A 21260-nucleotide genomic window follows, 5' to 3' on the forward strand; every position below is an offset into this window, starting at 1 on the left:
CCGGGTTGGACAGTTGCTTCGCTGTGGGAACTATTTTCACCAGGACGTGCAGAGAAGTTCTTATTGAAATAGAATTTTGATTCAATATAAAAAACATCTCCGTTTATTCAGAACACATTATCTGATTAAACGGAGATGTTTTTTATGTTATATCCTGATACAGGAATGCTGTCTTGATCTTTTTATCGCATAGCCAGAGCCTTGTTTTCTGCTTCTTCCATTATTTCACGTTCTCCAGGACCTTTGTCATTAATCCCGCATAGGTGCAATATGCCATGAATAATAACGCGGTGTAGTTCTGTTTCGTAATCGCTGCCGAACTGCTCCGCATTTGTGCGTACCGTATCAAGGCTAATAAATAAATCTCCACTAAGACGATTGCCTTCACAATAGTCGAAAGTGATAATATCTGTGTAATAGTCATGTTGCAGATATTGACGGTTTACTTCAAGTATCTTTTCATCGGAACAGAAAATATAGGCGATTTCACCGACTCTTTTTTCATAAGTTGCGGCAACGGCCTTAATCCATTCCGTTGTTTTGCTTTTTTTGATGGCGGGCATTTCTACACCGTCTGTCTGATAAGAAACCATATCAATTAAAAATTAAGAATTAAAAATCAAAAGAAGAATATGTAACTGATGATAATGGCGGCAAGGATACCTGCCAAGTCCGCTATTAGTCCGCAGGTGACAGCATTGCGTGTTTTGGTGATACCCACACTGCCGAAATAAACAGCCAGAATATAAAACGTAGTGTCTGAGGCACCACGGGCCACACAACTCATACGTCCTACGAAAGAGTCCGCACCATATTCTTTCATAGTATCGATCATTAATCCGTTGGCTCCACTACCACTCAGCGATTTCATCAGAGCAGTTGGCAAAGCACCTACAAAGCTGGTATCTACGCCGAACAATCCCACTACATAGCCGATGCCGCTTACTAACATGTCCATTGCACCGGAAGTTCGGAATACGGCAATACCCACCAGAAATGCTACCAAATAAGGAATGATGCGAACGGCAGTGGTAAATCCTTCTTTGGCGCCTTCCACAAAAGCGTCATATACATTTATTTTCTTCCATAATCCCCATACAATGAAGAGTAGGATGATACTGAATAGAATAATATTGGCAATCAATGTGGAATATGTGCCGATTTCTTCCCGACCGAGTCGCATAAACAGGTAAATCAATCCGGCAAAGAAAAGGCTGATACAACCAATGAGAATAAGGATAGGCTTGTTAATAAGGTTAATGCGTTGTGCTATACTGACCGCAATTACTCCTACAAGAGTGGAGATAGCAGACGTTATCAGTATTGGGATAAATATATCAGTAGGTTGTGTAGCACCCATCTGCGCACGATACATCATAATGCTGATCGGAATTAGTATCAATCCGGAAGTGTTGAGCACCAGGAACATGACCATTGGATTAGTCGCCGTATCCTTTTGGGGGTTCAGTTCTTGCAGTTCTTTCATAGCTTTCAATCCCATTGGGGTAGCAGCATTATCGAGCCCCAGCATGTTGGCTGACAGGTTCATAAAGATAGAACCCATAGCAGGATGTCCTTTCGGTATTTCGGGGAAGAGGCGACAGAAAACAGGGCTTAACCAGCGGGACAACGCATTAATCATACCACTTTGCTCACCAATCTTCATAATACCCAACCAGAGTGAAAGAATACCAGTCAGCCCCAAAGATATTTCGAAAGCCGTTTTTGAGGAAGTAAATGTAGAGTTGACAAGCTCCGTAAAAATTTCAGTGTTGCCCATAAACAGAAGTTTGATGAGTGCCACAATGAAAGCAATTACAAAGAATGCTACCCAAATGTAATTTAAAACCATAAAATAACGCGTTGATTTTTATGCAAAAGTAGGAATATCTTTCCATTCAGCATGATAAATGGAAAGATTATTGCATTTATTAGGGCAATAACGCTATTTCAAATATGAAATTCTGGTTATCTTTGCTTTCTGACATTGAAGCGGTTGTATATTATGAAACGGCTGTTTGCAATGCCTCTGTTTAAATCAATAATTAAATAATATGAGAAACAAATGTATTTTATTTGCAGCTTTGCTGATGTTATCCGGTGCAATCTCTGCCAAGGTTGTATTGCCACCGATGTTCTCAGATAATATGGTACTGCAGCAACAGGCGGATGCTCCTGTCTGGGGCGAAGCTAAGCCGATGAAAACGGTGAAAGTAACAACTTCCTGGGATGGAAAGACGTATGAGACACAGGCTAACAAAGAAGGTAAATGGAAACTTTCTGTCCGCACACCTGAGGCGGGTGGCCCCTATGAACTTACGCTGACCGATGGACAGAAACTGGTATTAAAAAATGTAATGATTGGTGAAGTCTGGATATGTTCCGGACAATCCAATATGGAAATGCCTTTGGAAGGTTGGGGAAAGATTATGGATTACAAAAAAGAGATTGTAGCGGCCGATCATCCTAATATCCGTTTATTACATGTAGAACATGTGACGAGTACACAACCAGAGTTCGATATCAAAGTCCGTGATAATGGCTGGCAGGTATGTTCGCCACAAACTATTCCTAACTTCTCGGCTACTGCTTACTTTTTCGGTCGTGAAATCTCAGAAAAACAGAATGTGCCTGTGGGATTGATTCATACTTCCTGGGGAGGAACAAATGTCGAATCCTGGATAAGTGGAAAAGTGTTGCAAGAGATGCCGGACTTTAGCAATGTAGTGGAGGAAGTCCGCGCTATGCCTGATAAAACTGCGATGAAAACGGAATATCTGAAAACTCTGGAAGCTTGGAATAATCGTGTGGATGAAGGCTTTTCTACCGGAAAACCGGTACGGGCAGAAGTCTCTTTGGATGATAGTAACTGGGCAAAAATGAAATTTCCCGGCATGGTGGAGGAACAAGGGCTTAATGGCTTTGACGGACTAATCTGGCTCCGCCGGACCGTTGATATACCTGCATCCTGGGCAGGTAAAAAGGTTCAAATGATTTTAGGAACTATCGATGATAATGATATTACGTATTGGAATGGTCAGGAAGTTGGACGTACTACTGGTTATACTATTCAGCGCAATTATACCATCCCTGGTAAATTAGTCAAAGCTGGACCACTCAGTCTGGCTATTCGTATTGTAGATACAGGTGGTGGTTGCGGCATGCCGAACGATCTTTATCTTCGTTCTGCCAATGGAGAGCAAATCAGCCTCGCAGGAGAGTGGAAATACCAAGTGGCGGCTGATGCCCGTAAAGAGGGGATGCCTCCGAAAGACATGTCTGAAAATCCTAATCTGCCAACATCTTTGTATAATGCTATGATCCATCCATTAGTACCTTACGGTATTCGTGGTGCTATCTGGTATCAGGGAGAAAACAACGCTTCACGTGCTTACCAGTACCGTGAACTTTTCCCGTTAGTCATTGAGAACTGGCGTAAAGATTGGACCCAGGATTTTCCGTTCTACTTTGTACAGTTAGCCAATTTTAAACCTGTATCTCCGGAGCCAGTTGATTCTGATTGGGCGGAACTTCGCGAAGCGCAAACCCGTACATTATCTGTGGCAAATACGGGTATGGCCGTAATCATAGATAAAGGTGAAGCAAATGATATTCATCCCAAAGATAAACAGGCAGTTGGTCATCGTTTGGCATTGATAGCCCGTGCCAAGACGTACGGAGAGCAAATACCTTATTCAGGTCCTATGTACCACTCCTATGAGGTAGATAGAGATAAGATTATCCTTTCCTTTGACCATACTGAAGGTGGTTTAAAGAGTGGTGATGGAAAAGCATTGCAAGGCTTTTCTATTGCTGGACGCGATCATAAGTTCCACTGGGCAAAAGCAGAAATACAAGGCGATAAGATTGTGGTAAGTTCTCCGGAAGTATCATACCCCGTTGCTGTTCGCTATGCATGGGCCGATAATCCGGTTTGTAATTTGTATAATGGTGCAGGTCTTCCTGCTTCGCCTTTCCGTACAGATGACTGGAAAGGAGTGACACAGAAATAATTTATTCGTTTGGTATAATAGAAACTCCGCTTATTGTCAATTGTAAATTATTGATAATAAGCGGAGTTCCTGTTAATACAGTTTGTTTATAGATACTATGAAAGTGAATTGTAATCCACTAACTAGCGTTTTATGTCTAAAAAATGTTTATTATATGCAATAAAAAGATAAAAATCGTCAATTCCCATGCTTTGCAGGATAGGGGGATATTTTATTTCATGCATAAAATATATCTTTATCATCCTATAATATACAACAGACAAATAGCTTATGATGAAAAAAACGATTCTTGCCTGTGTTTTTCTGCAATTGGTTTTAGGAACTGTCTTTGCCCAAACGGTGGATTCTACCCATATCAAAAACATGCATGCTTATTACAAAAAGCATTTTAGTGATCCGACTGATCCCATAGTGCTGACGGCATCGGATACACTGTTGGATATGGCTATCAGATGCAATGATACAGTAATGTCTAAAATAGCTTTGGGAGCTAAGTTAGACTATTATTATTATGGTCAAGGTGAGAATCGTACAGATAGTGTTATAGCTGGAGTCAATCGTTTAAAGAGATTTGCTCAGAGTGTTGGAAACGCTGAACTTTACTATTGGGCATGGGCTGCCAGACTGGTTAATTATTATATTATACAGGGAGAATATAATATTGCTCTTCTCGAAGCTGAAAAGATGTTGCAGGAGGCAAAAGAGGAGGGAAAGCAAGAAAGTATTGCTGAATGTTATTATGCATTAGCCAATGTCTATGCGGCGAAAGGTTTAATGAAAAAATCTCAGGAATTCATGCTTAAGGAGATAGATATTTTTGAGAATACCGATGTCGTAAGATATAATATATCCTGTCAGTACAGTGATGCCGCAAAAATATACATTGATCTGGGTGAAGAAGAAAAAGCTCCCGAATTACTTAAAAAAGCACTTAAGGCAGTCAAGTCTCCCTATCATGAAGTGACGGCAAACTTGGTTTATGTATCACTTTATCTTGCGCAGGGGGATACAGTGGCTGCCCGCCAAGCATTAGAGAAGTGTAGGCAAATGTATGCGAATGAGCCTTCTCTGAAACGCCATATACACTATTTGTATGATGTGGAAATTGATTATAACTGGAAAGTCGGTAATTACCAAAAAGCTCTTAGCGTACTGGATGAGCGGGATACTGAGTTAAAGAGGAAAAATAATTTAGCCACCTTAATGCAGCTGAGAAAAACAAAGGCGGATATTCTTTGGGATATGAACCGTAAGGAAGAGGCTGCCGGATTATACCGTGATTTTCTCTTGGAACAAAAGAAGGAGAAAGAAAGAAACGAAGAGGTTGCTACCGGTGAATTTGCTACTATGTTGAATCTGCAACAACTTACTGCTGAAAAGGGACGGTTGGAAAAGATTTCTCAAAAGAAGCAACTTCAAAATACCCGCATTATTCTTTTCTCTGTCATTGGAATTCTGTGTGTCGTTGTTGTCTTCTTATGGCAACAGAGAAAACTCAATGCCAAATTAGAGAAATCAAGGGATAAGTTGGATGAAAAGAATCGTATATTGATTGAAGCCAAAGAAGAACTGCGCAAAGCCAAGGAGGTTGCAGAACAGAGTAATTGGCTGAAAACAATGTTTATTCAGAATATGTCCCATGAAATTCGTACTCCCCTGAACTCCATTGTCGGATTCTCCGGAGTATTAGTCGATATGCTTGATGATAAAGAAGACATCGGGCAATATGTGGCATTGATAGAGAGTAACAGTAAGTTGTTGCTAAAGCTGGTAGGTGATATTCTTGACATTTCTATTCTTGATAGTGAGGTTGAAATTAAACACAATGCAGTTGATGTCAATGCTTGTTGCCAGGCCTCAATAGATGCGGCGGAAACTTTGTTCTCTTCGGATATAAAACTTATTTTTAAACCGACCTGTGATGAACTGATTATAAACAGTAATTATAATTATATAGTTCAGGTACTTGATAACCTGCTGAGTAATGCATCGAAATTCACTCATGAAGGTTCTGTCACATTGACTTATGAGACAAGGAAAGAAACGAACCAATTGATTTTTACGGTTACGGATACCGGAATAGGTATTCCCATTGACGAGCAAGAACATGTGTTTGAACGTTTTGTTAAGCTGGATAACTTTAGTCAGGGAGCTGGACTGGGCTTATCCATTTGCCGTATCGTTGCAGAAAGGTTGGGTGGTTTTCTGATTATAGATAAAGAATATACCCAAGGTACCCGTTTTATTTTCTGTGTATCGATGTAAAAGCTAAAATGAAAAAAAGATATTTGTATCTATGGCATCTATAACTACCAGTAAGCGTACTGTCATTCCTACTTCCTAATACTTTTCACCGATTTTCCAGATGATTAGTATGACTTATCAATATCCGCATTTTTATATTCTTTCAGAATACTGCAATATATCAAAACTTTATTCTAATCCTAAATTGATATCAACATGATAGGATATATAATAATGTTGTCACCAGAAAATTGGTGTCTGTCACGTCTTAATCCCATTAGAATAGCACCTCTTTAAGAGTAATTTGCCAGAAAATAACATTATTCTTCTATCTGATATATGAATCTCAATTTTGGGTGATAAATGCTAATATCTGGTCGAATAATATTATCAGATGCCATGTTGCATCTCCTATTTTTGTATCTGAACTAACGAAAACAAGATTATAGATTTATAGCGGTTGATCGTTTTCGGAAGTGTATTTCTACTTGATAACATTGCTTGTTTAAAAGTGAAATTTGAGGTAAGAGTTGGTATTGGTCAAGATTGTGATAGAGTAGGTAATAAGAGATTGTAGGGATAGTTTTGATATAATGAGGTTGTGTCAGAAATGTATGATATCGGCGGCACAGCCTCATTTTCTAACAGAATGAAACAATGGTACGGGACAGATTTACTATGCTGAGTCATATTAAAAAATAATTTGAAAAAAGAATTACCTGGTTGATAAACTATAATTCAAATTTATGTGAAACTTTAAATCTTTAAAAAATGAGACAAGTTAGAAAAAAGAAAAACATTGTGCAATTGTTTTTGCTACTGTCCTTGATTTTCTGCTCTTGTAGTTCTAATGAGGACGAGGGAGTGACTGCTTCTTATGACGCAAGTAAGCCGATAGAAATTAAGGATTTCACTCCTAAAAAAGGTGGTGGACAGATGCAAATGATTATTTATGGTAGTAATTTTGGTACGGATCCCAAACTTATTTCAGTAAAAGTAGGTGGGAAAGATGCGATTGTTATCAGCGCTAAAGGGACGAGTCTTTACTGTGTGACGCCTAACAAATGCTATGAAGGTACAGTAGAAGTATCCATACGAGAGTCAAAAGCTTCTGCTAAAGAGAAATTTATTTATGAACGGCAGAAAGTAGTGACTACTGTATATGGTCATAAGGATGAGCGTGGAAATTATGATGTCGCTGATGGTACTTTTGCTGAGTCTTTTGAAAAGAATCATGGACTATTAAATCCTACCTGGCTTTCTTTTGATCCCAACAGTGATAATAAGATATTGTATCTGGCACAGGATGGACAACCGATGCGTATTATTGATTTGGAGAATAAGAGAATCAGTACGGGCTTAACTAATACTGGTACTACTCTTACACGTATGCGTACCATTGCATGGACTGCCAAAGGCGATACAATGGTTATAGCTAATGATGGTGGTGGTCCGAATGACAGGGACGAGAATTTTGCAAGTACAGTTTTTGTTACCCGTGAAAATAATTTCCAAAAAGATGTGCAGGTATTAGCCATCGGTAAGCAATGTAACGGAGCTGCATTACACCCTGTTAATCAGGAACTGTATTACAATAACTTCAGCCGGGGAAATTTATATCGTTATGATTTTCTTACCTATGGAGCAGGTGTAGAGGCCTCCACCTTGAACCGTGAGTTTATTTGTACGATTCAAGATAGTAACTGGGAGTTCAATATTACGATGCATCCAAGTGGCAATTATGCTTATCTGGTTGTGAAGAACCAACACTATATCATGCGTATGAATTATAATTGGGAGTCAAAAACCTTCGGTACACCTTATTTGATTTGCGGTGGAGTTTCGCAGGCTGGTTGGCTGGATGGGGTAGGCGCGAGTGCCCGCTTGTCTTCTCCCTATCAGGGAATATTTGTGAAAAATCAGGCTTATGTAGCTGAAGGTAAAGAGGATCAATATGATTTCTATTTCTGCGATAGAGATAACCATGCAATTCGTGTTCTGACTCCGGAAGGTATTGTAACCACTTTTGCCGGGCGTGGTAGTACGAGTGTAGATGGAAAGCCGGAAGGATATATTAATGGAGCTATCCGTGCGGATGCCCGTTTCAATAAACCGGTTTCATTGGCTTACGATGAGAAAAATGATGTTTTCTATATTGGAGAGACCGGAAACAATCTTTTGCGTAAGATCGCTTTGGAAGAGTTGGAAGAAGAACCGGAAGAAGGAAAATAATTTTGTTCAGATTAATGTAGATAATATGAAAAACTTTATAATAATGATAGCCTTGCTATTTGTTTTCTCGATAGGAATCTATGCGCAGAATACTATAGAAGTAACAGGTATAGTAACGGACTCGAACAAGGAACCACTGATCGGTGTGAATGTAGCTGTAAAAGATATGCCTGGTCTGGGTACAATTACCGATGTAAATGGTAGATATAAAATCAAAATGGAGCCTTACCACCGTTTGGTCTTCTCTTATATAGGTTTTGATAAAGAAGAGGTATTGATTAAAGAGCAGAATGTAGCTAATGTAGTAATGAAAGAAGCATCGGACAATGTTCTGGATGAAGTTGTTATTACAGGCACGGGTGCACAGAAGAAGTTGACTGTAACCGGGGCCATCACTACAGTGAACGTACAGTCATTGCAACAGACGTCTACCGGTAACCTGACAAATGCATTAGCAGGTAATGTGGCTGGTGTGATGGCAATGCAAACTACCGGACAGCCAGGTAAAAATACATCCGAATTCTGGATCCGTGGTATTTCTACGTTTGGTGCCAGCACTTCTGCTTTGGTATTGGTGGATGGTTTTGAGCGCGATATGGATGATGTCAACATTGAAGATATTGAAACGTTTTCAGTATTGAAAGATGCTTCAGCAACCGCTATTTATGGTAGCCGTGGTGCAAACGGTGTTGTATTAATAACCACCAAACATGGTAAAGGCGGTAAGATTAATATCGATGCAAAAGTAGAGACCTCTTACAATGCCCGTACACTCACTCCGAGTTTTGCCGACGGATACACGTATGCGAATATGATGAATGAAGCCCGTACTACCCGTAATCTACAACCTATTTATGATGATACGGAGTTGGAAATCTTACGTTTAGGACTTGATCCTGACCTGTATCCTAATGTGGACTGGATGGATGTCTTGATGAAAGACGGTGCTATGACTTATCGTGCGAACTTAAACATGAATGGTGGTGGTTCTACTGCACGCTACTTTATTTCTATGAGTTATGTACAGGAAGGTGGTATGTTCAAGACAGATGATACTTTGAAGAAAGAGTATGATACTAACTGTAACGCCAATACATGGAACTACCGTTTGAATACGGATATTGATATAACCCGTAAAACTTTGCTAAAAGTCGGTGTATCCGGTTCTTTGAAGAAGTATAATGAATCCGGTTTCTCGAGTGATGCATGGCAGTCTTTGATGTATCAGAGTCCTATTAATATTCCTGTGATGTATTCCAATGGTTATGTTCCTGCTTATGGAACCGGTATTCAGGCGAATCCTTGGGTACTTGCCACGCAGACTGGCTATAAGGAATTTTGGGAAAACACCATTCAGACCAATATTACACTGGAACAGAATCTGGATTTCCTTACGAAAGGTCTAAGGTTTGTAGCTCGTTTTGGTTTTGATACTTGGAATAAGAATAATATCGAACGTATAAAGTGGCCGGAACAGTGGAGAGTACAACGCAGACGTGATGACAATGGTAATCTGGTATTCGACCGTATTTCTCCAGAATCGCCTATGTTTCAGAAAAGTAGTGCAGAAGGTAACCGAAAGGAAGTTTTTGAGGCTGAACTACATTATGACCGCACATTTAAGGGACATCATTTGGGCGGAATTGTGAAACTGAATCAGGACTCAAGAGTATTTACTGTAAATGTTGGAGACGATTTGAAGAATGGTATTGCCCGTCGGCATTTGGGACTATCCGGACGTGTCAACTATAACTGGAACTATCGCTACTTCGTTGATTTCAACTTCGGTTATAATGGATCGGAAAACTTTGCTGATGGACATCGCTTTGGTTTCTTTCCGGCTACATCTGTTGCGTGGAATATTGCTGAAGAGTCTATCATCAAGAAGAATCTGCCATGGTTGAGTATGTTTAAGGTACGCTACTCTTATGGCAAGGTGGGAAATGATGTTCTGAAAATCGGCAATAATGAATTCCGTTTCCCGTATCTCTATACTATTGGTGATTCTAAAGAAGGATATCAATGGGCAGATTTTAACTATGACAAAGCATATACCAGTAAACTTTATACAGTGCTGGCTTCTAATGATGCTACCTGGGAAATTGCTACCAAGCATGATTTGGGAGTAGACCTGGCATTATTCAACGATAAGTTCACGGCCAGTATTGACTACTTCCACGAACAACGTGATGGAATATGGTTGGAGCGTAAATTCTTACCTTACATGGCAGGAATCACTGCATGGCCTCATGCCAATGTAGGTGCTGTTCTTTCTGAAGGTTTTGACGGTCATTTTGCTTTCAAACACAGATTGGATAAAGTATTCCTGACCATTCGTGGTAACTTTACTTATAGTAAGAATACAATCCAGGAAAAGGATGAAGAATATCATGTTTATCCATATAAAATGGAGAAAGGGTATCGTGTGAATCAGGCAAGAGGTTTGGTGTCTTTAGGTCTGTTCAAAGACTATGATGATATCCGTAACAGTCCGACACAAACATTCGGTACCGTGCAGCCGGGTGATATCAAGTATAAGGACGTTAATGGTGATGGCATCATTGATGCAAATGATGAAGTACCTATTGGTGCGACTACCCGCCCTAACCTGATGTATGGTTTCGGTGTTGCTGCTAATTGGAAAGGTCTGGATGTGAATGTACATTTCCAGGGTACAGGCAAGTCTTCATTCTTCGTGGAAGGTGCTACGGTATATGCTTTCAGTCAAGGTGAATGGGGTAATATTCTCTCTCAGGTAGCTTCTTCTAACCGTTGGGTCTCTGCTGATATTTCCGGTGATCCGGCGACGGAGAATCCGAATGCGTCTTATCCACGTTTGAGTTTTGGAGGGAATGATAATAACTACCGCCATTCTACATATTGGCTGCGTGATGGTTCTTATTTACGTCTGAAAACGGTAGAACTCGGTTATACTTTGCCCAAGGAGATTGCTAATAAAATTCACTTCAATAATATTCGTTTTTATTTCAGAGGTACCAACTTGCTGACTTTCTCAAAGTTCAAATGGTGGGATCCGGAATTAGCGAGTTCAACCGGCACGCAATATCCGTTGACTAAAGCATTCTCCTTAGGATTATCTGTTAACTTATAAATTAAAATCGTATATATGAAAAAGAAATATACTTTAATGTCCGCTCTTTGTGTTTTGGCCTTTACACTGGCCTCTTGTGCGGATGTCTTGGATGCTGACCATTATTTTGAAGACCGAATGACGATTGAAGAAGTCTTTACAGACAGAGACTATTCGGAGCAGTGGCTGGCAAATGCATACTATTATCTGACTATAAATAATACTGATGTCTCCAGTAAGAAATACAATCCGTTTTGTTTTGCAGATGACATGTATTACGGCGATACCGACGACCGTTACAAACGATTGAAAAACGGTGATTATGATGAGAATTTTCTGCAAGGTAGTTGGATTGATGCTTATAAAGGTATCCGCCAGGCCTCTATCTTTGTTTTGAATATTGATATGAATGAACAGATGACTCCTGAAGAACGTGCTGATTATAAAGCTCAGGCTCGCTTTGTACGAGCTTACTTCTATTGGTTACTGTTACGCAAATATGGTCCTGTGCCTTTGATTCCGGATGAAGGTATTGATTATACGAAGGAATATGATGATCTGGGACTTCCTCGTAATTCATATGATGAATGTGTGGAGTATATTAGTAATGAAATGCTGTTGGCAGCTAAGGACCTTCCGTTGTCACGAAGCGCATTATACATTGCACGTCCGACACGTGGCGCAGCACTGGCTACTCGTGCTAAGGCATTGCTATACGCCGCCAGCCCCATCAACAATCCGCGTCCGGGTGATCAGGAGAAGTTTGCTGATATGGTGAATTGGGATGGCAAACATCTGATTGCGCAGGAATATGATGATAAGAAGTGGGCTATTGCAGCCGCCGCTGCCCGCGATGTGATAGAATTAGGGCAATATGATTTGTATCATGCAGGAGTACGTCGACCGGAAAGTGCAATGTCGGGATTCCCTGCAACGATTACTCCACCGGATGACGGTGATTTCTCTAATAACCTGTGGCCGAATGGCTGGAAAGATATTGATCCGTTTGAATCTTATCGCGCTATTTTCAATGGTTCGCTGGCTGCTTCCGATAATCCGGAATTGATTTTCACCCGTGGACAAAATCTCAAAGAAGAAAGCGTATCGCAGATGGTATTATATCAGTTGCCTCCTCTTGGTAATGGATTCAATACACACGGCATTACGCAGAAGCAATGTGATGCTTACTATATGAACGATGGTACAGACTGTCCGGGAAAAGATATGGAAATAGGTCGTGGAAATGGCAGTAAGCGTGCGGAAGGTTTTGTAACTCGGGAAGAAGAAACACAAAAGAAATATCCGGAACTGGATGTACATGAAGAAGGAGTTTCCAAACAGTATGTACAACGTGAGCCTCGTTTTTATGCATCGGTTGCTTTCAATGGTTCTACCTGGTACTTTCTGAACAGATCCCAGCAACATGAAAAGAATTTGCAAGTATTCTATTATCGTGGTTCTGGTAATGGCTATACTAATACATCTTATTGGCTACGTACAGGTATTGGTGTGAAGAAGTTTGTCCATCCTAATGATTGCCATTGGGGGAATGACCCATTAGTTACACAATATATACAGAAGAAGGTGGATCCGGCAATTCGTTATGCGGACATTCTGTTGATGTATGCTGAGGCTTTGAATGAAGTAGACGGAACTTATAATATACCCTCTTGGGATGGTGCTAAGAGCTATGCTATAAAACGCGATATTGATGAAATGAAGAGAGGTACTCGTCCGGTTCGTTGTCGTGCAGGGCTTCCTGATTTCAAGGACTACGGAAGCAAAGATGCAATGCGAGCTAATATCAAGCGTGAACGCCAGGTCGAATTAATGGGTGAAGGACAACGCTATTATGACTTGCGTCGTTGGAAAGATGCGGAGATAGAAGAGTCATTGCCTATTTATGGCTGTAACACACTGTTGACTGTCGATCAAAGAGAATTGTTCCATATACCGGTAGAGGTCGCTTCATTACCTACCAACTTTTCACGCAAAATGTACTTCTGGCCTATCAGTCATCAGGAGTTGAAACGTAACAAGAAGCTGGTACAGAACCCTGGCTGGACATATAATGAATAAATTTTTAAATAAGAGATACATTATGAAGAAAATATATATTTGTATTGTGATGCTTGCTGCTGTTTTGCTGGGAACTTCTTGTAACGACGAGTGGACAGATGAACTGTATCAACAATATATTTCATTTAAAGCGCCTATAGGTGCTAATGGGGTAACTGATATTTATGTCAGATACAAAGAGAACGGTAAGGTGACTTATAAATTGCCGATAATTGTTAGTGGTAATACAGACAATGTAGCTAACCGTGAAGTTCATATCGCAGTAGATTCGGATACATTGAAAGTCTTGAATGATGCACGTTTCGGACGTGAAGATCTTTATTTCAAAGAGTTACAGAAAAGTAACTATAGTTTTCCGGAGGTAGTGAATATTCCTAAAGGCGTGAATACCGTTACTGCTGATATCGATTTTTCATTGGGTGGTATAGATTTGGTAAATAAATGGTTACTACCTTTGACAATTGTGGATAACCCATCATACAATTATGACAAGAATCCTCGTAAAAATTTTGCGAAAGCATTATTACGTGTATTGCCTTTCAATGATTATTCCGGTAATTACAGTACTACTACGATGCAGGTGTTCATAAAGAAAGCTGATGGCACCTATGACATTAAAGATGCTATGGTGAAAAGTAGTCGTACAGCTTATGTCGTAGATGATAATAGGGTCTTTTTCTATGCCGGATTGGTAGAAGAAGACCTGATTGATCGTGCAGCCTATAAAGTGTATTTTGAATTTGGAACAGGTAATGATAAAAGTCTGAACTTGCATGCGGCTAATGAAAAAATTAAGTTTAAGCCATCCAAAGAAGCGTTTTTCTATTCTATCACAGAAAAGATGGATGATGAGAAACCGTATTTGCTACATCGTTACGTGACATTTGACATTGAATATGATTTTGTTGACTATACTTCTGCACCTGGAGTAGAAATTCCATATAAGGTAAAAGGTAGTTTGACACTTGAACGTAGAATCAATACTCAGATTCCGGATGAAGATCAGGCTATTGAATGGTAATAGGATAAGTATATGAAAGAGACAGGAAGGTGTCTGAAATCAATTTATTAATTTTTAAATGAGTTCTCTATAAGTAGAGAGCACAAATTATTTACATATGAAAAAACTGTATTTTATTTCATCTTTCCTGCTTCTTTCCATAGCTCTTTCGGAAGGGATGGTAGCGCAAGAAAATGGTGAGCGGGTAAACGTCGAAGAAGCCCTCCGGGTGGTCTGCTATACACGTACGGAGATACCTCCAAAGTTAGGCAACGCACTTCATTTGGGCTATAGCGAGGATGGACGGCATTATGTGGCATTGAACAACGATGCCTGTGTTATGGCTCTTCGTAAGGTAGATAATGAACCCGGACTTTCTGAGGAACAAAAGATACCAGGGGTGATGAAGACCCTTACGGCTCCCTATTTGTTCCGAATGAAAGAGGGAGGGTTTGGTGTTGTGGCACTCCGTACCGATAAAAACGGTATGTCCGATCCTTCAGCTACCGGTTCTTTCCTCTTCATCAAGAGCCGGGATCTAGTACATTATGAACCGGAGCAATTGTGTCACTTGCCGGTCAGCGAGGCATTGGAGGCGATTTCCTGCGAATTTGATGGGACTGCGGGGAAGTATCGCATACGGTGGGTGATAAAAGGGAAAACCTTTCAGAGTTATACAGTAGACTTTTTCCATTTCTCTCCGGTAAAAGTGGCTTCCCAACTGGATGGAGCGCAGGAAAAGATTACTGGTGACTGGTACAACTTTCGTGACGCCTGTTTCGGTAATTCACTTGTACTAACCGCAGAAGAAGGTAAATTTTTGAAAAACAAACTGGGAAGAATCGTCAATGTAGATGTCTTACCGCTGGAAATGTCCGTTCCGGTTTCTCCTTCTATTGTTTCTGACATTCGGAAGAAGCGGGCGACCTTGCTCTATAATGATGGAAGCCGGGCAGAGAAACGGGTGATATGGAATGAAGAGGATTTGAAATGTCTTGCTTCGGCAACTCCCGGCGTCTATACCGTCCGTGGAAAGATATTCCAATATTCATTCAACTATCCGATATCGATGTCGAATCGTGCCGATCCAAATATCTTGTACTATCAAGGTAAATACTACCTGGTGTCTACTTACGATGTAGAGTGGAACCGTATCCCTATCCGCTGCTCGGACACTTTAGACGGCCTGACGGATGCTAACCATCGTTGGCAAGAAACTGTGTTGATCCAAGGGGAAGGACCTCATTGGGCACCGGAATTGCATGTCATCGGCTCGCGTCTTTATATGTTGTTTGCTATTATCAAAGGAGACAAAGGTGTTCAGGCTTATATGATGCAACTGAAAGAAAACGGTAACCCGATGAAACCGGAAGACTGGAGCGCTCCTATCCGCGTGGTGAAATCAGATGGAAACCCTATTTATAGTGATGGAAACACAGGCGGGTTATCACTGGATATGACTTATTTTGAGGATGGTGGAAAGTCTTATGTTTGCTGGTCGGATCGGAAGAAGTTCTTCGTAAATGGAAAAGATGTAGATCCAGGACCTGTACTATGCATTGCCACTGTTGATCCGAAAGAACCCTGGAAGCTCACAAGTGCTCCGTCTGTCATCGGTTCGGAAGCCTATAGCTGGTCATTCTGCATTAGGCCCTTGCAGCTTGCCGAGGGTCCTTTTGTACTGGAAAGTAAAGATGACAACATCTATATGGTATATTCCGGCGGAGGTGTTACCGGAGGTAATTATGAGGTCGGTATGCTCACAGCCCGCAAAGGTAGCAACCTGCTGTACCCGGCATCTTGGAGCAATTCGCCACATTCCTGGATGAACAACGGTTCACCGGTTTCTCAGGTTGGACCGGGACATAATTCATTTGTTAAAGATGAGTATGGGGATTTGTACAATGTCTATCACAGTGGTCATCGACCACGCCATACCAGTGTGTGCCCCGTTCACTTCCGTTTCGATGGCTCACCTGTCATTGATATGGCACCCTACGAAGAGGTGAATCCTAATCTCAAACAAGTGGAGATGAACGTTCGTGTGATTTCATCTTCAAAATGAAGTAATAATAACTCATTAAGCTTCTTTTAAACGAAAAATATTGGGTGAGTTGTCTAAAAAGCTCAGATAGAACCATACTTAGACATAAGCTATGACAAGCTCGCCCAATATTTAAGTTTATAAATAGCGACCTTTCTTTCACTTTTATTGTGGTGGGAGGGCTCCATGATTTTTCATGAAATCCTTTGGTAATATTCCGAATTGCTTTTGGAAAATCTTAGAGAAGTAAGACAAAGAACGAATCCCTATAAGCATACATATTTCGCTAACCTGATAATTGCCTTCTGATAATAATTCTGCAGCTCTTTTTAATCGTATTATACGTATAAAGTCACCGGGAGTCATATCTGTCATTCCTTTCACTTTTCTATGCAGGCTGGTGCGGCTCATGTACATCTCTTCAGCTAAGTTATCTACATTGAAATTCTCATTTTCTATATTCTGTTTGATGATGTCCGTCATTTTATTCAGGAAATCTTTATCGGCTTTATTCTGTGCCATGGTGCTGGTAGCAATGTAGGGACTATTGGCAAAATTCTGTCTGAGTTTTATTCTGCTTTCCAGTAAGTTTTCTATTTGTACCAATAGGTATGGCATGGCAAACGGTTTCTCGATATAGGCATCGGCTCCGATTTTCAATCCTTCAATCTTATTGTCTAAAGTTGTTTTGGCCGTTAGCATGATAAATGGTATGTGGCATGTTTCCAGATTTGTTTTAATTATCTTGCAAAATTCCAAACCATCCATCAGGGGCATCATGACGTCTGAAATGATGAGGCTGATGATTTCAGTCTTCAATATTTCCAAAGCTTCTATTCCATTTCCCGCTTTGAATACTTGGTAATACTTGCTCAATTGGTTAGTAAGGAATATTTGTAATTCTTCATTGTCCTCCACGATGAGTACGGTTCCTTTAGTAGCGGATGAGGTCTTTGACATCAGAAATAATTCATCATCTTCTGCTTTGATATTCTCTTCTATCGATGGGGTGGTGTCGATGATCTGTGTATCGTTAGAAATGTTAGTGGGTATTTGTACCACGAATGAAGTATCTTCTGCCTCTGCGTCAAGGTATAGCATTCCATTGTGTAGTTGCACCAGTGAAGTTGCCAGTGTGAGCCCGATTCCAGAACCCGGTTGTGCAGGTTGGCTGGCATCTCTTATCTGGAAGAAGGCTTCAAAAATGTTTTCTCTCATGTCTTCCGGAATCGGTTTTCCATCGTTTTTTACTGTTATCCGGAAACTGCTTGTTTCTTCATCGACCGAGAGTATGACTTTGATGTAGGAGGCAGAATATTTGATGGCATTATTAAAGAGGTTACTGCACACTTTTGTGATAGCCTCTTCATCGACAGAGGCAACAATGTTCTGTTCGGGACATTCTAACGTCATGTCCAGATGCCTTTGTCTGGCAGCCGGCATAAAGCGATTATAGGTATTAATCACTATGCTATTTATGCTTTTCACTTTTAGTGATAAAGTGAATACTTTTGATTCGATTTTCCGGAAATCGAGCAATTGGTTAACCAAAACCAATAGCCGGTCTGTATTTCTTTCCATCGTTGTTAAGTTCTCTTTTACTTCCTGCTCGTTAAGTCGGGAGTTCAAAATATAGTCGAGTGGTGCCTTTATCAGCGTAATCGGCGTACGTATCTCATGTGCGATGTTCGTAAAGAAGTCTATCTTTGCCTTATAAATTTCTTCTTTTCTCATTTGTTCCTGGTGTGCCATCTTTTCTTCTACCTGCTTCTTCTTTCTATTGGTATACAATCGCAGAATGACGAAAAGGATACAGCTTATAATGAAGATATATAATGCATAAGCCCAAGATGTTTGCCACAATGGAGGAATTATGCTAATCTTGATTTGGGTTTCTTCCTTGTTCCATTGATGACCGTCTTTGGAATATTTGATGCGGAAAGTGTAATTGCCCGGTGGTATACTGTTGTAGGATATCCGGCTAATGTTATCTATATAAATCCATTTAGGATCGACCCCTTCCAGTTTATAGGCATATTTTTCGTTCCTTTCGGTCGAATAGTTTAATGAAGAGAAACTGAAGCTGAAAGTAGCTTGGTCGTAGTTAAGCCGGATAGCTTCTGCGTAGGGCATTGCCTTATCCATAATTCGGTGAATACTATCTACCTTGACTTCCTTATTGAAAACATAAAAGCCGGTCAGAACAACAGAATATTTATTCTTGTTAGGTCGGAAGTTTTTGGGGTTGAATGCGACGAATCCGTTTATACTTCCAAAATAGAGTGTACCATCCTGAGTTTTGATTCCTGAGTTATAGTTAAACTGTTTGCTTTGTAGCCCATTGGTTAGGTTATAGAGGGCTTCTACTGTCATGGTTTGCGGATTAAAATCTACCAATCCGTTATTGGTACTTAGCCAGAGGTGATGATTGTCATCTTCCAGAATAGTATAAATAACGTTGCTGGGTAGTCCATGTTGAGTTGTGACGCGGGTAAAACTTTCGGTGGTATCATCGTATCGGCAGAAACCGCCATCTTCAGATCCAAACCATAAATATTGTTTACTATCCTCAAAGATACAAGTGACACGGTCGTAACAGAGGCTGTATGGATTCTCTTCGTCGTATCGGAATTCTTTAATCTTTCCGTCTTTAGGATTATATCTGATTGCCCCTCTGTTATAAGTCGTAAACCAGATGTAGCCATTCTTGTCCTCTAATATATCGCTGATAAATGTTCCTCTAATTCCTTCAAATATCTTAAAACCGTCAACCTCTGGTATATAAGTGTATATGCCACTACTTGAACATATCCATACTGTATTTCTCTTATCGGTATAGATGGCAAATATATCATTATTATCAATAGAATTGGGGTGGTCACTTTTTTCGTAGTGTTTGTGCTGTTTGGTTTTCAAGTCCAATACATCGATTCCTTTACTGAAAGTACCGATCCATAGTTTATCCTGTGACAGATTCAGGCACTGAATATTTGTGAAAGAAATACTCAATGGTTTACTTTCGGGAGATATGTGAGTGAAAGTACCGTTACTTACGTCATAATAGTTCAACCCATTATCCTCTGTAGCTATCCATAAATTGCCGTGTTCATCGCTGACAAACTCCCTGACCCGATTGCCACTAACAGAATTCTTATACGCTATGGGATAGAAATTCTCAAAATAAGAGTAATGCGGTGGAATATAATCTACGCCGCCGAAATAACTTCCTATCCATATTCCACCTTCTCTATCCTTGAAAATAGAATATATGGCATTGTCCGAAAGGGACTGGTCGTTAAATTCTTCATGGGCGATGTGCTGTGTAATGTCACCTTTCAGGATGTATATACCGCTTTCCGTACCAATCCAGTATTCTGACTCGGTTATTTGTTTGATATCCCTGACGAATAGGTTCGAATCTATAATCTTCGGATCGATATTCTCGTTGACACTTACTTTTCTTGAGGCACCTGTGGTTTTATTTATTACATAAAGTCCATTGTTCATGGTGCCTAAAAGGATAGAGTCATTCTTGTAGTCACTGATAACAGTCGGTGTATTGCTGTTCTTATGGATAAAAGTAATCTTGTCTGTTTCGGCATCATAGCTGAAAATACCGGTTCTTGGGAAACCAATATATGCCAGTCCCTCATTGTTAATGTATAGCGCGGAAGGGTTGTGCGCATGATGTGTTCTGAACTTATCACTTATCCTGTATAGTTTGTTTTCTTTTATCTGATAGAGGAATAAATCTGGTCCTGCTAGAATCCACGCCCTGTTGTTTTCTTTATCGATAATGATCTTACTGACACTGCCTTCGATTCCCTCCTGATTTTCCGTTTTGGCCTTGAAACCGGAGAAATTCTCAGTAAAGGGATTATAAAGAAAGATCCCTTTATCAGTAGCAACCCAAAGAGTCTTGTCCGAGTTTTCGGCGATGGAGTAGATCATACTGTTTTTTAGATCTTTGGACGTACTGCCTCTCTGATAGATTTTGAAGTCATATCCGTCGAACCGGTTTAATCCGTTTTTAGTTCCTAACCAGATAAAGCCTTTGCTATCCTGGAAAATACTCATAATAGTATTCTGGGATAATTTAGAATTAATGTTATAATGCTTGAAGTAGTAAGTGGTCTGTTGCGAAACTGCATTCTCAAGATAAAGTACTGAGAACAGTAGTATAAATGTGATGTACTTCATAGATATAAGTTTTTTTGTTACGCAAATCTATAGAAATTAAGCCATATATTTAATGATTCGAATGGATTTAATGTGTTGAAATTCTGGGCATAATGAATTATGAGAGAAAAAAGCTAAAAAGGACAGAATAGAGCTTTTATAGAAAAGGATAATATTGATAATTAATTTGATAAAACAGAGCGAAAGGGTAAAAAAGTGCTATTTTTTGACGTTAAAGTGTTAGCCGTTTAGCTAAAAAACTGCATACATTTGCGATATCAACCAGGTAAGATTTTATAAGTTTATTTTTTAGGAAGTAATTTTTAGGTGAAATAAAAAAGAAAGTATTTTTGAAAATTACCCGATGGAATAAATATG

At 40.0% G+C, this 21260-nt stretch carries 10 protein-coding genes; 7 read left to right on the forward strand and 3 right to left on the reverse strand.

Annotated elements, in window-relative coordinates:
- Window positions 1-182: 182 nt before the first annotated feature.
- Window positions 183-593, reverse strand: coding sequence for an rRNA maturation RNase YbeY (gene ybeY, locus DW036_RS00005; protein ID WP_118216236.1), 411 nt, complete (start codon window positions 591-593; stop codon window positions 183-185).
- Window positions 594-619: 26 nt separating this feature from the next.
- Window positions 620-1852 (reverse strand): nucleoside recognition domain-containing protein, encoded by a 1233-nt coding sequence (locus DW036_RS00010; RefSeq protein WP_118460308.1) that lies wholly within the window; start codon window positions 1850-1852, stop codon window positions 620-622.
- A 202-nt stretch (window positions 1853-2054) separates the two neighbouring features.
- Here DW036_RS00010 and DW036_RS00015 point away from each other — a divergent pair, with 202 nt between their 5' ends.
- From DW036_RS00015 to DW036_RS00045, 7 genes are all read left to right on the forward strand, one after another.
- Window positions 2055-4013 (forward strand): sialate O-acetylesterase, encoded by a 1959-nt coding sequence (locus tag DW036_RS00015; protein WP_118460310.1) that lies wholly within the window; start codon window positions 2055-2057, stop codon window positions 4011-4013.
- Window positions 4014-4283: 270 nt separating this feature from the next.
- On the forward strand, window positions 4284-6278 hold the full coding sequence (locus tag DW036_RS00020; RefSeq protein ID WP_118460312.1) for an ATP-binding protein: 1995 nt from the start codon (window positions 4284-4286) through the stop codon (window positions 6276-6278).
- Window positions 6279-7028: 750 nt separating this feature from the next.
- Window positions 7029-8489 (forward strand): IPT/TIG domain-containing protein, encoded by a 1461-nt coding sequence (locus DW036_RS00025; RefSeq protein WP_118460314.1) that lies wholly within the window; start codon window positions 7029-7031, stop codon window positions 8487-8489.
- Between the two features lie 25 nt (window positions 8490-8514).
- Window positions 8515-11601 carry a TonB-dependent receptor gene (locus DW036_RS00030; RefSeq protein ID WP_118461111.1) on the forward strand — a complete coding sequence of 1029 codons (3087 nt, stop codon included), beginning with the start codon at window positions 8515-8517 and terminating at the stop codon, window positions 11599-11601.
- Between the two features lie 15 nt (window positions 11602-11616).
- Window positions 11617-13659: a RagB/SusD family nutrient uptake outer membrane protein gene (locus DW036_RS00035; protein ID WP_118460316.1), complete on the forward strand. Its 2043-nt coding sequence runs from the start codon at window positions 11617-11619 to the stop codon at window positions 13657-13659.
- Between the two features lie 22 nt (window positions 13660-13681).
- Window positions 13682-14680: a DUF4973 domain-containing protein gene (locus tag DW036_RS00040; RefSeq protein ID WP_118461113.1), complete on the forward strand. Its 999-nt coding sequence runs from the start codon at window positions 13682-13684 to the stop codon at window positions 14678-14680.
- A 97-nt stretch (window positions 14681-14777) separates the two neighbouring features.
- Entirely contained in the window at window positions 14778-16724 is a 1947-nt protein-coding gene (locus DW036_RS00045; RefSeq protein WP_233560198.1) for a family 43 glycosylhydrolase, read from the forward strand.
- Window positions 16725-16868: 144 nt separating this feature from the next.
- On the opposite strand, the gene DW036_RS00050 is transcribed toward DW036_RS00045, so the two are convergent.
- Window positions 16869-20903, reverse strand: a complete 4035-nt coding sequence (locus tag DW036_RS00050) for a hybrid sensor histidine kinase/response regulator transcription factor (protein ID WP_118460318.1) — start codon at window positions 20901-20903, stop codon at window positions 16869-16871.
- Window positions 20904-21260: the final 357 nt, after the last annotated feature.

Origin of the sequence: Bacteroides sp. AF39-11AC (genome assembly GCF_003474285.1) — a bacterium.
Lineage (GTDB): Bacteria > Bacteroidota > Bacteroidia > Bacteroidales > Bacteroidaceae > Bacteroides.

Bases quoted from the DNA above. Each gene is read 5' to 3' on its own strand.
- ybeY (WP_118216236.1), bottom strand. From the start codon at position 593: ATGGTTTCTTATCAGACAGACGGTGTAGAAATGCCCGCCATCAAAAAA.
- DW036_RS00010 (WP_118460308.1), bottom strand. From the start codon at position 1,852: ATGGTTTTAAATTACATTTGGGTAGCATTCTTTGTAATTGCTTTCATT.
- DW036_RS00015 (WP_118460310.1), top strand. From the start codon at position 2,055: ATGAGAAACAAATGTATTTTATTTGCAGCTTTGCTGATGTTATCCGGT.
- DW036_RS00020 (WP_118460312.1), top strand. From the start codon at position 4,284: ATGATGAAAAAAACGATTCTTGCCTGTGTTTTTCTGCAATTGGTTTTA.
- DW036_RS00025 (WP_118460314.1), top strand. From the start codon at position 7,029: ATGAGACAAGTTAGAAAAAAGAAAAACATTGTGCAATTGTTTTTGCTA.
- DW036_RS00030 (WP_118461111.1), top strand. From the start codon at position 8,515: ATGAAAAACTTTATAATAATGATAGCCTTGCTATTTGTTTTCTCGATA.
- DW036_RS00035 (WP_118460316.1), top strand. From the start codon at position 11,617: ATGAAAAAGAAATATACTTTAATGTCCGCTCTTTGTGTTTTGGCCTTT.
- DW036_RS00040 (WP_118461113.1), top strand. From the start codon at position 13,682: ATGAAGAAAATATATATTTGTATTGTGATGCTTGCTGCTGTTTTGCTG.
- DW036_RS00045 (WP_233560198.1), top strand. From the start codon at position 14,778: ATGAAAAAACTGTATTTTATTTCATCTTTCCTGCTTCTTTCCATAGCT.
- DW036_RS00050 (WP_118460318.1), bottom strand. From the start codon at position 20,903: ATGAAGTACATCACATTTATACTACTGTTCTCAGTACTTTATCTTGAG.